We start from the raw sequence: 13003 nt of genomic DNA, 5'->3' as shown, positions 1-13003 counted from the left end.
TGCTCCTTTTATAGAAATATGAATTTGGCGATGAAAATCACGCACAGCACCCACAGGCTGATGGAAATTTCGCGGTACTTGCCGGTGCCGGCCTTGAGCGCCACGTACGTGATAAAGCCCAAGGCGATACCGTCGGCGACCGAGAACGTCAGCGGCATCATGATCGCGGTGACAATTGCCGGAATGCTGTCGGTGGCTTCATCCCAATTGATATGCGCCATGCTCGCCATCATCAGCATTGCTACGTAAATCAGCGCACCTGCGGTGGCATACGCCGGGATCATGCCGGCCAGCGGTGCAAAAAACATCGCGGCCACAAACAGCACGCCCACGGTCACCGCGGTCAACCCGGTGCGACCGCCAGCCGCCACACCGGCAGCACTTTCCACATAGCTGGTGACGGGCGGCACGCCGACCATCGCACCGAACACACTTGAAGCACTGTCAGCCTTCAAGGCGCGCGACAGGTTATGGATCTTGCCATCAGCGCCCACCAGTCCGGCGCGTTGTGCAACGCCCATCAGTGTACCGGCGGTATCAAACATGTGCACAAAAAGAAAGGCAAATACCACGCTGATCATGCTGACATTGAATACACCTTTAATGTCCATGGCCATCCACGTGGGTGCCAGGCTCGGTGGGGTGGAGAGAATGCCGTTGTAGTGCACCAGGTCCAGGCCCCAGCCGGCCAGGGTCACCGCAATGATGCTGATGAGGATCGCGCCGAATACACGGTGGTAGCTGAGGATCGCGATCAGCAAGAAGCACACCGCCGCCAGCAGGGGCGCGGGCTCGTGCAGTGAACCGAGTTTGATCAAGGTGGCAGGGCTGTCGACGATGATGCCGGCGGTTTTCAGGCCGATCACCCCGAGGAACAAGCCGACACCGGCGCCCATGGCATGGCGCAGGCTCACCGGAATGCTGTTGAGCAGCCATTCACGCACGCGCGACAAGGTCAGGCCCATGAACAGCACACCCGAGATAAACACCGCACCCAGCGCCGTTTCCCAGTGGTAACCCATGGTGCCGACCACGGTGTAGGTGAAAAACGCATTCAGGCCCATGCCCGGCGCCAGGCCCACCGGCCAATTGGCGTAGAGGCCCATCAGCAGGCAGCCCAGCGCAGCGGCGATGCACGTGGCGACAAACGCCGCGCCGTGGTCGATGCCGGCGTCGGCCATGATGTTGGGGTTGACGAAGATGATGTAGGCCATGGTGATGAAGGTGGTGAGGCCGGCGATCAGCTCGGTCTTCACTGTGGTGCCATGCGCGCTCAGTTTGAACAGGCGTTCCAGCCAGCCATGCTTCGTGGGGGTGAGGCTTGGCGGGGTTAGGTCCAGCGTAGGGGCTTCGGATTTGCGGCTTTCCACAGCGAGTACTCCTCAAGAGTTTTATTGTTATTTCCAGCGCCGGTCACAGGTGTGGGCAACAGCGCTTTGAGGTACTGGCGGGTTTTTGTTGACCAATAGGTCAGGAACTCGCACGAAGCGAATTATGCTTTTGTATACAAATAAAGCAAATAATGTTTTCGATTGTGTGGGCGAAAGTGGATGAAAGGTGAGCGGGGGGATGTGTGGCGAGCGCCACTACACGCTAGCTGGCCACCACCACAGCTGAGCTCAACAAGAGATCAAGGCTGTCCGGCCAGCGCCTGGTTTACCGCCAGCCATCCGGCCACCGCTTCCTCGCCGGCTTCGCTGAACGCGCGTTGCAGCAGCTTCACTTGCTCGCGGCGCAGCGACTGCTCGAAACGCAGGCCTTCTTCGCTCAATTCCAGCAGGCGTTTGCGCTTGTCGGTCTCGGACGCGACGCTGTTGACCAAGTGCATCTCCTGCAATTGGCGCAGCGGCATGTTCAGCGCCTGCTTGCTCACGCCGAGTAATTCCAGCAGCTCCTTCACGCTCAAGCCAGGGTAACGCGCGATAAAAAACACAACGCGCTGGTGCACGCGGCTCAGGCCTCGGCGCTCGAGCATTTCATCGGCCTTGGCGGTGAAGGCCTGATAGCCGAAGAAGAAGGCTTCCATGGCTTGTTGCTGGCTGCTCTGGTTTTTAAGGTCAAGCATATTGACGTATCTACTCAGGTCGTCGTAATTTTGGTCAACCAGTTTGACGTATTTCCCACAGGCTTCGCTACCGGTGACCTTATGGCCTTCTCTGAACGTGTTACGCGCCTCAAAAGCTCCTTGATCCGTGAAATCCTCGCGGCGGCCCAGCGCCCGCAAGTGATGTCGTTCGCCGGTGGCCTGCCGGCCGAAGCCATGTTGCCGGTGCTTAACTGGGAGGGCATGCCACTCAACATCGGCCAGTACGGCATGAGCGAAGGCGAACCGCACTTGCGTGAACGGCTCGCCGCCGAGGCGCGCGCGTTGGGCGTGGCCTGCCAGGCCAGCCAGGTGCTGGTGGTCAGCGGCTCCCAGCAAACCCTGGACCTGGCGGCCAAGCTGTACATCGACAAGGGCACCAAAGTCTTGCTGGAAGGCCCGACTTACCTGGCCGCCTTGCAAATCTTCCAACTGTTCGGCGCCGACTGCCTGACCGTGCAACTGGAAGCCGACGGCCCCAACCTGGCCACCTTGCGCGCCAGCCTCGAACACCATCGCCCGGCGTTCATCTACCTGATCCCGACGTTCCAGAACCCGTCGGCCGTACGCTACAGCGAAGCCAAGCGCGCGGCCGTCGCCGCCTTGCTCGATGAGTTCGGTGTAACCCTGATCGAAGACGAACCCTACCGCGAACTGACCTTTGACGGCGCCAGTGCGCAACCCATTGCCGGCCGCCTGAAGAAAGCCAGCTGGATCTACACCGGCACCGTCTCCAAGACCCTGCTGCCGGGTTTGCGTGTCGGCTACCTGATTGCCAGCCCGGATCTGTTCCCGCACCTGCTCAAACTCAAGCAATCGGCCGACCTGCACACCAACCGTGTCGGCCAGTGGCAGGCCATGCAGTGGATCGGCACCGAAAAATACCAGCATCATCTGACTGAGCTGCGCAGCTTTTACCGCGAGCGCCGCGATGCATTTCAGGCGGCATTGGCGCTTCATTTCGGCGATCTGGCCGACTGGCAAGTGCCCCAAGGTGGATTATTCTTCTGGCTGACCTTGAAACAGAAGCTCGACACCCGCACCTTGTTGGCGCAAGCGTTAGATCAGGACGTCGCGTTCATGCCCGGTGAACCGTTCTTTTCCGAGCCCGACCAACACCATGGCTCGTTGCGCCTCAATTTCAGCCATATCGACCCGGCCCGTCTGGACGAAGGTCTCAAGCGCCTGGCCGCAGTGGTACGTCAAGCACAGCACGCGCAAGCGGCATAAGGGGAGCCCCATGTACAAGGTTTATGGCGATTACAAGTCGGGCAACTGCTACAAGGTCAAATTGATGCTCAGCCTGCTCGGCATCCCGTATCAATGGATCGATGTCGACATCCTTAACGGCGACACCCAGACCGCCGAATTCCTGGCCAAGAACCCCAACGGCAAGATCCCGGTGCTGGAACTGGAAGACGGCACCTGCCTGTGGGAATCCAACGCGATCCTCAACTTCCTCGCCGATGGCAGCGAGTTTTTGCCGAGCGAGCCACGCCTGCGCACGCAAGTGTTGCAGTGGCAGTTTTTCGAGCAATACAGCCATGAGCCGTATATCGCAGTGGCGCGGTTTATCCAGTTCTACCTGAACATGCCGCAAGATCGCCTGGAGGAATACAAAACCACTCATAAGGGCGGTTACAAGGCGCTGAAGGTGATGGAGCGCCAGTTGCAAGCCACCCCGTACCTGGTCGGCGAGCAATATTCGATTGCCGATATCGCGCTGTATGCCTACACCCATGTGGCCCATGAAGGGGGGTTTGACCTGACGCCTTACCCGGCGGTGCAGGCGTGGCTCAAGCGTGTGGCCAGCCATCCAAAGCATGTGCCGATGCTGGATTAAACGCAGATCAAAATGTGGGAGCGGGCTTGCTCGCGAAAGCGGTGGATCAGTCGAATTATCAGTGACTGACATACCGCCTTCGCGAGCAAGCCCGCTCCCACATTTAGCTTTATGTTGTGTCAGATAGTTCGTCACTCAGTAAATCGAAACAGCGCTGCGCCGCCGGGCTCAGGCCCATGCCACTGCGACTGATCAAGCCGATCTCGCGGTTCACCCCAGGGTGGTCGATGTTGATGCGCTTCAACCCCTCCAGGCTGTCCGCCGCCGACTCCGGCAGCACACTGATGCCCAGCCCCTGGCGCACCAGCGCCAACACCGTCGACATGTAGTTGGCCTCCATGCCCGCGTTCATCGTCAGCCGCGTCTGATCAAACAGCGCGTCCACCTGCTCACGCACACTGCTGTCGCGCCCAGTGAGGATGATCGGTTGATCCGCCAGTTGTTTCAGAGTCAGTTGCCGATGGCGGGCGAGGGGATGATCCAGTGGCACAAACGCGCATAACCGATCATTCAACACCGGCACAAACTCCAGGCCATGGCTCAACCGTGCGCGCACGCCGATGCCGAAATCCACCACACCTTCGCGAACTTCGGCATGAATACGATGAGCCACCAGGTCATGCAGGCGCACCTCGATGCCGGCAAAGCGCTCGCGAAACAGGCGCAGCGCCGGGGGCAGGGCACCGGCGCATACCGAGGGCAGGGCGGCGATGGTGACTACGCCGCGGCGCAAGGCGGCCAGGTCGCGCGAGCCGGTGACGATGTTGTCCAGGTCCAGCAGCAGTTTCTCCATGGGGCCGCGCGCGTCCTGGCCAGCGGCGGTGATGGTCACGTGGCGCGGGCTGCGGTCGAGCAGCGCGACGCCGAGCCAGTCTTCCAACTGTTGAACTTGTACGGTGAGTGCCGAGGGAGAGAGGTGCAACTCGTTGGCAGCCTTAGTGAAACTGCCCGTACGAGCCACGGCCAGGAAAGCCTGAATATGCTGGATGCTGTTTTTCATAGGCGCAGCTTCATTTTGTTTTTCCGAACATGATCGGCTGAATATTCCAATTTACAAAGACTAACCCGCTTCCAATACTCCAGGGAAAACAATAACCGGCCACCAAGGCCGCTCTGGAGTAACCCATGCTCGCTACCCTGGGTGTCATTACCATCCTGTGCCTGCTCGCTGCCGTCATGAGCAAACGCCTCTCACCGCTGGTGGCCCTGATCGCCTTGCCGATCATCGCCGCGCTGCTCGCGGGGTTTGGCCTGCAAACCAGCGCCTTCATCATCACCGGTATCAAGAACGTCGCCCCCGTGGTGGGCATGTTTGTGTTCGCGATTCTGTTTTTCGGGATCATGACCGATGCCGGCATGCTCGACCCGATCATTGATCGCATCCTGCGCACGGTTGGGACGCGTCCTACACGCATTGTCGTCGGTACTGCGACCCTGGCGCTATTGGTGCACCTGGACGGCTCCGGTGCGGTGACGTTCCTGGTGACGGTGCCGGCGATGTTGCCGCTGTATACGCGGCTGGGCATCGACAAACGCATCCTCGCCTGTGTCTGCGCGATGGCGGCCGGGGTCAACTTCCTGCCATGGACCGGCCCGGTACTGCGCTCGTCGGCGGCGCTGCACGTGCCGGTGGCGGAGCTGTTCCAGCCGCTGATCCCGGTGCAGATCGTCGGCCTGGTCTTTGTCTTCGCCTGCGCCTGGTGGCTGGGCCACCGCGAAGAAAAACGCCTGGGGCTGGGCGCCGGTTCCACCGTCGATGCGGTGCCGCAACGCGTGCTCAGCGACGCGGATATCCAGCTGCGGCGCCCACGCCTGTTCTGGGTCAACCTGCTGCTGACTGTGCTGGTGATGGTGGTGATGATTGCCGGCTGGGTCGACCCGGTGGTGATGTTCATGCTCGGCACTGTGGTGGCGCTGTGCATCAACTACCCGAACGTGGACGCCCAACGCGCACGCATCGATGCGCATGCCAAGACCGCCCTGACCATGGCCAGCATCCTGCTCGCCGCCGGGGTGTTCACCGGCATCATGCAAGGCACCGGCATGCTCAAGGCCATGGCCGAGGTGGCGGTGGCGCAGATTCCGGCCGGCCACGGCAAGCTGATCCCCGCGGTGGTGGGCTTCATTTCCATGCCGCTGAGCCTGCTGTTTGACCCTGATTCCTACTATTTCGGCGTGATGCCGGTGATCGCCGAGGTCGGCAAAGCCTTGGGCGTCGACCCGCTGCAAGTGGCCCAGGCCTCGCTGCTCGGCGTGCACACCACCGGTTTCCCGGTCAGCCCGCTGACCCCCGCGACTTTCCTGTTGGTGGGCTTGTGCAAGGTCGAACTGGCCGATCACCAGCGCTTCACCATCCCTTTTCTGTTTGCCGCGTCGGTGTTGATGACCCTGACCGCGTTGCTCCTGGGAGTGTTTTGAGATGAAAACCTTGCGCATCGGTTCCGGCGCCGGCTACTCCGGCGACCGTATCGAACCCGCCGTCGAATTGGCGGAACAGGGCGACCTGGATTACCTGGTGTTCGAATGCCTGGCCGAACGCACGATTGCCCTGGCGCAGCAGGCGCGCATCGGCGACCTGCAGGGCGGCTATGACCCGCTGTTGAGTGAGCGCATGCGTCGGGTGTTGCCGTTTGTTGGCGTGGGCGCCGGGCGCCGTCGTTTGCGCGTGATTACCAACATGGGCGCGGCCAACCCGGTGTCGGCGGCGATTGAAGTACGACGCATCGCCAGCGAACTGGGCTTGAACCTCAAGGTCGTGGCGGTGGTCGGCGATGATGTTTTGCAGGCGTTGCAGCCTGAGCAAGTGCTCGACAACGGCCAGACGGTCGGCTCTCTGGGGGAACGGCTGATTTCGGCGAATGCCTATCTGGGCGTGGAGGGCATTCTTGAAGCACTGCGCGCTGACGCCGACGTGGTGATCACCGGGCGCGTCGCCGACCCGTCGCTGTTCCTGGCGCCGCAGATGTTCGAGTTCGGCTGGACGGCGGATGACTGGCAGCGCCTCGGGCGCGGCACGCTCGTCGGGCATTTGCTCGAATGCGCCGGGCAAGTCAGCGGCGGCTATTTTGCCGACCCCGGTTTCAAGGATGTGGACGACCTGGCGCGCCTGGGCTTCCCTCTGGCCGAGATCAATGCCGACGGCGAAGCCGTGATCACCAAGGTAGCGGGCTCGGGCGGGCGGGTCAGCCGCGCGACCTGCACCGAGCAACTGATCTATGAAGTTCACGACCCGGCCGCCTACCTGACGCCGGACGTTACGGCTGATTTTTCCCGCGTAAGTTTTGTCGAGGAAGGCGTTGACCGCGTGCGCGCCAAAGGTGCCGATGGCCGCGCACGGCCTGAGCAACTGAAGGTCAGCGTCGGCTATTTGGATGGTTGGATCGGCGAAGGGCAGATGTCCTACGGTGGCCCGGGCGCTGTCGCACGGGCAGAGTTGGCGCGGGATGTCGTACTCAAACGCCTGCAACTGATGGGCGTGAAGATGCAAGACGTGCGCGCCGAGTTGATCGGCATGGACTCGCTGCACGGCCCGCGCAGCAACGTCGAACCGTGGGAAGTGCGCCTGCGCGTGGCCGCGCGCTGTGAGGAACGCAGCGAGGCGGTGCGCGTCGGCAATGAAGTGGAAACCCTTTACACCAACGGCCCGTCGGGCGGCGGCGGTGCGAGCAAGAGCGTGCGGCAAGTGGTGGCGGTGGCATCGTTGCTACTGCCGCGTGGTGCGGTCAACCCGAGGATCGAAGCATGAAACTGCACACACTGGCGCATTCGCGTACCGGCGATAAAGGCGACACCTCGAACATTTCGATCATTGCCTATCGCGCCGAGGACTACCCGCTGCTGTGTGAACAGCTGACGGCCGAACGGGTGGCGGAGTTCTTTACCGGCTTGCGTGAGCCGGGCGCGGCGCCAGTACGGCGCTATGAGCTGCCGAACGTGCAGGCGCTGAACTTCGTGCTGCCGGGGATCCTGCGCGGCGGGGTTACCCGCTCGCTGGCGCTGGATGCACATGGCAAGTGCCTGGGCTCGGCCCTACTTGATCTGGAGTTGGTAATACATAACTAATGTGGGAGCGGGCTTGCTCGCGAAGGCGTAGTGTCAGTCGATAGATTAATTGACTGATCCACCGCTTTCGCGAGCAAGCCCGCTCCCACATTGGATGTCCTATAGCTGTCAGATGGCGGCAAACCGCTTGTCCAGGTAATCAATGATCACCTTGGAGTCATACATCCAGGTGGTCTGGCCATTCTCTTCGATGCGCAGGCACGGCACTTTGATCTTGCCTCCTTGCTCCAGCAGGGTCTGGCGGTCTTGCGCGTTGTTCTTCGCATCCTTCAACGCCACCGGCACATTCAGGCGGTGCAGCGTACGGCGGGTCTTCACGCAGAACGGGCAGGCGTGGAACTGATACAGGGTCAGTTCCTTGGCCGCAGCGTTTACCTGCGCCTGTTGTTCGGCGGGGCGCTGCTTTTTGCGTGGGCGGGTAAGGAAGTCGCCCGCGATGATGACGTGGCCGAGGCCCACTCGAAGTGCTTTGACGAACATGGCTGAAACCTCTTGCCCATGACAGAAGGGGCCGCAGCTTACCTTAATTCTGCGGGCGAAAAAAAACCGGCGATGAACGCCGGTCTTTTCCTACGCCGCCTGTTACTTGATCAGGCTGAGAAACTCGCTGCGGGTGGCCGCGTTTTCGCGGAACTCACCCAGCATCACCGAAGTGATCATCGACGAATTCTGTTTCTCGACACCGCGCATCATCATGCACATGTGCTTGGCTTCAATCACCACCGCAACGCCCAGGGCGCCGGTTACCTGCATTACGGCATCGGCGATCTGGCGGCTGAGGTTTTCCTGGATCTGCAGGCGGCGTGCATACATGTCGACAATCCGCGCGACCTTCGACAGGCCCAGCACTTTGCCGCTCGGGATATATGCGACGTGAGCCTTGCCGATGAATGGCAGCAAGTGGTGTTCGCACAGCGAGTACAGCTCGATGTCCTTCACCAGCACCATTTCGCTGTTGTCAGAGCTGAACAAGGCACCGTTGGTGACTTCTTCGAGTGTCTGTTCATAGCCGCGGCAAAGGTACTGCATCGCCTTGGCGGCACGCTTTGGCGTGTCGAGCAGGCCCTCGCGGGAAACGTCCTCGCCGAGTTGGCCGAGGATCGCGGTGTAATTCTGTTCCAGGGACATGAAACTACCTGTGGGATTTTCGCAAAGCGCAAGGTTACGGTGGCGGACACATCGCTGCAAGCCTGACGATGGCACTTGTTACTCGTCGCGCCCCTCCAGCATGGTGCGCTTGAGCATCACATACACCGCGCCGGCGCCGCCGTGGCGGGCCTGGCATGAGGTAAAGCCGAGTACCTGGGCATGCTGGCGCAGCCAAGTGTTGACGTGGCTCTTGATCATCGGCCGCTTGCCGTCCAACCGCACGGCCTTGCCATGGGTGACGCGCACGCAGCGGATTTCGAATTTGGTCGCTTCGGCCAGAAAGGCCCACAGGGTTTCGCGGGCTTTTTCCACGTTCATGCCGTGCAGATCAAGGCTGCCTTCGAAGGGGATCTGGCCGACCTTGAGCTTGCGCATCTGGCTTTCCTGCACGCCGTCGCGGGCCCACATCAACTCGTCTTCCGGGCCTACATCGATCACGAACTGGTCCGACAGGCCATCCACGGTGGTGGCGTCGGTGCGCACGGTCGCGGCCTGGCGCAGCTTGGCGATTTGCGCCCGGTCGGCCTTGGGTTTGCCGGTGTCGGCACGGTCGTGCTTGATCGGCTTGACGCCGCGCAGCTCGTTTTTGAACAGGGAAAAATCGTCGTCTTGCATGTCAGCCTCCGCGAAGGGCGGGCAGTTTACCTAAATCGCGGCGGCCGGGGCGCAGGAAACGCTATCCAAGCGCCATCAGTCGTGCTTTTTCATCAGGTGTGAAGCGATGTTCAGCGACAACGGCTGGCGCATCCGCCGACGGCTGCGGCGCCATAACCACACGCCCAACCACAGCACCAACAGCCCGATCACTAACAAGATAGCCGAGCCGCCCGGGCTGGCATTCAGTTCGCCAAGTGCCGGCGAATGACCAAACAGACCGGCGCCACCAGCACCTGCCAACAGCAAACCTACAATGGCCAGCAGCGCGGCAAAGCCGGCTACCAGGCGCAGACGCCAGTTGCTCGGGCCCTTGGGGCGCAAGCGACGAGCATCAAAACCATCGGATATCTTCATTCCGACCTTTCCTCCAGGGTATCGGCCCTTCGACCGGAAGATACACAGGTTGTTCCGGGTGGAGGGGTAAATGCGCCAAATGAAAGGGCTTTGCGGATGAGCGGGGCAATGAACATTGCCGCGCCGCTCATCAGAAGGTCGATCAGATCAGATCTTTGGTCAACGCGAGGGTCGCGAAGTTGTCGGCCATGATGGCCATTTCAGTCTGCTGCACATGTTCGGCACTCAGGATGCCACCTTTGTAAGGCAGGTCACGCGTGGCGCAAGCGTCTTCCACCAGGGTGCAGCGAAAGCCCAGGTTCTTGGCCGCGCGCACAGTGGTGCTGACGCTGGAGTGGCTCATGAAACCGCAGACGATCAGGTCCAGGGAGCCAAGGTCTTGCAAGTGTTTTTCCAGGCCCGTGCCATGGAACGCGCTGGGCAGCAGCTTGCCGATGATGGTCTCGTCACCGAGGGGCTCCAGGCCGGGAATGAATTCGCCGCGCTCGCCCTGCGGGTCAAACAGGCCGCCGACGGTGCCCAAGTGGCGTACATGCACGATCGGGCGCCCGGCATTGCGCGCCGCCGCAACCAACTGCTGGATGTTGGCGACCGCCGCGTCCATGCCCGAGAGGGCGAGTGGGCCGCTGAGGTATTCCTTCTGGGCGTCGATGATCACGAGGGTCGCATGGTTCAGGTTGGCTGCTGCGTAACCGCGACCGCTGAGTTGAAACATCGTCTTTGGAACGGACATTCTGGGGCTCCTGTGAGGGGGGCTTTTGTGACATTGTCCACTGGCTGAGCGGTTCTGTGAATCGCTACTATCGTAAGGTACGCCGTTGTTGACGTGCAGCCATGTCAAGAGGTCGGCTTGTTTCGCGCAACGATGGCAAATTGGATGAAATCCGACGGGTGGCGAAGGGTATTCGTACATCGAAGGGACAGGCGAAGGCTGTTAGAATCGCCAGTCGTTTTTTCCAGGAGCTTGCCCCCGTGATCACATCCCGCCTGCGCACATTGCGCGACCATATCCGTTGGGCTGTCAGCCGTTTCCATGGGGAAGACCTGTTTTTCGGGCATGGCACCGACAATGCCTGGGACGAAGCCCGGCAATTGGTGCTCGGTGCTTTGCACCTGCCTTGGGAAATTGCCGACAGCTACCTGGACTGCAATCTGGAAGAAGAAGAAATCTCCCACGTGCAGCGCTTGCTGCACCGCCGCATCCACGAGCGGGTGCCCACCGCTTACCTGTTGAAGGAAGCCTGGTTCTGCGGCATGTCGTTTATCGTTGATGAGCGTGTGTTGATCCCGCGTTCACCGATTGGCGAGCTGATCGAAAACCGCTTTGAACCGTGGCTGGCCCAACCGCCGGCGCGCATTCTCGACCTGTGCACCGGCTCCGGTTGCATCGGCATCGCCTGTGCCTATGAGTTCCAGGACGCCGAAGTGGTGCTGGGCGACTTGTCCTTCGAAGCGCTGGAAGTGGCCAACCAGAATATCGAGCGCCATGGCGTCGACGAGCGCGTCTACACCGTGCAGGGCGATGGCTTCGACGGCCTGCCGGGCCAGCGTTTTGACCTGATCGTGTCGAACCCACCGTATGTGGACGCCGAAGACTTCGCCGACATGCCGGACGAATACCAGCACGAGCCGGAGCTGGGCCTGGCCTGCGGTGATGATGGCTTGAACCTGGTACGGCGGATGTTGGCCGAAGCGGCAGACCACCTGACCGAGAAGGGCTTGCTGATTGTCGAAGTCGGCAACAGCCAGGTGCACGTTGAGGCGCTTTACCCGGAAGTCGACTTTGCCTGGCTGGAGTTCCAGCGCGGTGGGCATGGCGTGTTCATGTTGACGGCAGAGCAGTGCCGGGCGCATCAGGCGGTGTTTGCTGCGCGGGTTTAACCCGACCCAACTGAAGAAACCGGCTCTAAATGTGGGAGCGGGCTTGCTCGCGAAGGCGCAGTGTCAGGTGGTCAACCTGTCACTGATACACCGCTTTCGCGAGCAAGCCCGCTCCCACAGTTTTAATCGTATTCCAGCTTGACTACCGGTGTGTGGCAATCCAGATCAACAACCCCGCCTGAAACACCGTAAACGCCACCAGACACGTGATGGTAAAGCGCAAGCCGCTGTCCTCACGCTTGAACTTGGTGACTTTTTCCTCTTCCTTGCGCAGTTTCACTTCCTGCTCGGCCAGGTTCTGCTCAGCCTGCTGCAGCATTTGCGCGGCTTCGAGGATTTCCACGAACTGCACCTTCTCGGTGTTCCAGCTGTCCAGCACTGCGCTGACTTTGCCTGGCTGCACGTTGCCTTTAAGGTGTTGCACATCGGCATAGGCCACATCAAAACCCTGGATACGCAGGAAGTGATCGCGGCGCAGGCGCGTGGCTTCGTTGAGGGCATCCTTGTTGGCCAGGTCCACGCCGTCGACGCGGTAGTGTGACCACTTCTTCTTCGCCCACGCCGCGCCTTGGGCGACGAGGAAGCGGCCGATGCCACGGTTGGCCGGTTCGATCTCCAGGCTGTTGCCCGGCCCGAAGTGCACACGGTGCTTGTCGTGATCGACCCAGATGTCCAGGTGGTTCTGCTCGCGGCGGACCCGTTGGCCCGGCAACTGGATAACCATGCGCAACAGGCTGTGGTGTTTATCGTGGCGCTCGGCATAGCCGAACTGCACAAACCGCAACGGCCGCACGCCCGTAGCGCGGTCCGTAGCCAAGGGCGCCAGGCGCAGCATCTTGAAATGTTCGGCCTGAACATCCGCCCACGGCAGGGCCGCCGCTTCGACGGCCTCGGGTTTCTCAGCCGGCGTGTCGGCGATAGGTTCTGGTGTTGCTTCAGTGGTTGTCATGCGGCGCGATCCTGTCCAAGCCCTG

15 protein-coding genes are annotated in these 13003 nt (G+C 61.1%); 6 read left to right on the top strand and 9 right to left on the bottom strand.

Annotation, left to right across the window (positions count from 1 at the left end; translation table 11 throughout):
- Positions 1-8: 8 nt before the first annotated feature.
- Together ACA065_RS21405 and ACA065_RS21400 are read right to left on the bottom strand one after the other, a co-directional pair.
- Positions 9-1370 (bottom strand): NCS2 family permease, encoded by a 1362-nt coding sequence (locus tag ACA065_RS21405; RefSeq protein WP_497691410.1) that lies wholly within the window; start codon positions 1368-1370, stop codon positions 9-11.
- Between the two features lie 260 nt (positions 1371-1630).
- Positions 1631-2065: a MarR family winged helix-turn-helix transcriptional regulator gene (locus ACA065_RS21400; protein ID WP_497691409.1), complete on the bottom strand. Its 435-nt coding sequence runs from the start codon at positions 2063-2065 to the stop codon at positions 1631-1633.
- Positions 2066-2146: 81 nt separating this feature from the next.
- Here ACA065_RS21400 and ACA065_RS21395 point away from each other — a divergent pair, with 81 nt between their 5' ends.
- Both ACA065_RS21395 and ACA065_RS21390 read left to right on the top strand, forming a co-directional pair.
- Entirely contained in the window at positions 2147-3313 is a 1167-nt protein-coding gene (locus tag ACA065_RS21395; protein WP_497691408.1) for an aminotransferase-like domain-containing protein, read from the top strand.
- Positions 3314-3323: 10 nt separating this feature from the next.
- The gene (locus tag ACA065_RS21390; protein WP_497691407.1) at positions 3324-3926 is read left to right on the top strand and encodes a glutathione S-transferase family protein; all 603 of its coding nucleotides are present in this window, start codon (positions 3324-3326) and stop codon (positions 3924-3926) included.
- Positions 3927-4035: 109 nt separating this feature from the next.
- On the opposite strand, the gene ACA065_RS21385 is transcribed toward ACA065_RS21390, so the two are convergent.
- A complete protein-coding gene (locus tag ACA065_RS21385) occupies positions 4036-4926 on the bottom strand; it encodes a LysR family transcriptional regulator (RefSeq protein ID WP_497691406.1) in 891 nt (296 codons plus the stop codon).
- A 125-nt stretch (positions 4927-5051) separates the two neighbouring features.
- Here ACA065_RS21385 and ACA065_RS21380 point away from each other — a divergent pair, with 125 nt between their 5' ends.
- From ACA065_RS21380 to ACA065_RS21370, 3 genes are read left to right on the top strand one after another with little or no spacing between them, the layout of a single operon-like run.
- The gene (locus ACA065_RS21380; RefSeq protein ID WP_497691405.1) at positions 5052-6344 is read left to right on the top strand and encodes a CitMHS family transporter; all 1293 of its coding nucleotides are present in this window, start codon (positions 5052-5054) and stop codon (positions 6342-6344) included.
- A gap of 1 nt (position 6345) precedes the next feature.
- On the top strand, positions 6346-7671 hold the full coding sequence (locus ACA065_RS21375; RefSeq protein WP_497691404.1) for an acyclic terpene utilization AtuA family protein: 1326 nt from the start codon (positions 6346-6348) through the stop codon (positions 7669-7671).
- Entirely contained in the window at positions 7668-7988 is a 321-nt protein-coding gene (locus ACA065_RS21370; protein WP_497691403.1) for an AtuA-related protein, read from the top strand. Before ACA065_RS21375 ends, ACA065_RS21370 begins: the two co-directional genes overlap by 4 nt.
- A 108-nt stretch (positions 7989-8096) precedes the next feature.
- Here the strand turns inward: ACA065_RS21370 and ACA065_RS21365 are convergent, their stop codons facing one another.
- The 5 genes from ACA065_RS21365 to ACA065_RS21345 form a co-directional block, all read right to left on the bottom strand.
- Positions 8097-8468: a glutathione S-transferase N-terminal domain-containing protein gene (locus ACA065_RS21365; protein ID WP_497691402.1), complete on the bottom strand. Its 372-nt coding sequence runs from the start codon at positions 8466-8468 to the stop codon at positions 8097-8099.
- A 102-nt stretch (positions 8469-8570) separates the two neighbouring features.
- On the bottom strand, positions 8571-9116 hold the full coding sequence (gene folE / locus ACA065_RS21360; RefSeq protein WP_003442011.1) for a GTP cyclohydrolase I FolE: 546 nt from the start codon (positions 9114-9116) through the stop codon (positions 8571-8573).
- 78 nt (positions 9117-9194) lie between these two features.
- Positions 9195-9752, bottom strand: a complete 558-nt coding sequence (locus ACA065_RS21355) for a Smr/MutS family protein (RefSeq protein WP_497691401.1) — start codon at positions 9750-9752, stop codon at positions 9195-9197.
- A gap of 75 nt (positions 9753-9827) precedes the next feature.
- Positions 9828-10148 carry a hypothetical protein gene (locus ACA065_RS21350; protein ID WP_053257227.1) on the bottom strand — a complete coding sequence of 107 codons (321 nt, stop codon included), beginning with the start codon at positions 10146-10148 and terminating at the stop codon, positions 9828-9830.
- A 142-nt stretch (positions 10149-10290) separates the two neighbouring features.
- Positions 10291-10881: a cysteine hydrolase family protein gene (locus ACA065_RS21345; RefSeq protein WP_497691400.1), complete on the bottom strand. Its 591-nt coding sequence runs from the start codon at positions 10879-10881 to the stop codon at positions 10291-10293.
- 239 nt (positions 10882-11120) lie between these two features.
- On the opposite strand from ACA065_RS21345, the gene prmB reads away from it, so the two are divergent.
- Positions 11121-12029 carry a 50S ribosomal protein L3 N(5)-glutamine methyltransferase gene (prmB, locus tag ACA065_RS21340; protein ID WP_106576533.1) on the top strand — a complete coding sequence of 303 codons (909 nt, stop codon included), beginning with the start codon at positions 11121-11123 and terminating at the stop codon, positions 12027-12029.
- Positions 12030-12171: 142 nt separating this feature from the next.
- Here the strand turns inward: prmB and ACA065_RS21335 are convergent, their stop codons facing one another.
- Complete coding sequence (locus ACA065_RS21335; RefSeq protein WP_497691399.1) at positions 12172-12978, bottom strand: hypothetical protein; 807 nt, start codon at positions 12976-12978, stop codon at positions 12172-12174.
- Positions 12979-13003: the final 25 nt, after the last annotated feature.

It is taken from the genome of Pseudomonas sp. LBUM1640 (assembly GCF_059716225.1).
The sequence above is the reverse complement of the archived record's forward strand: the minus strand, read 5'-3'. Positions and strand labels throughout refer to the sequence as shown.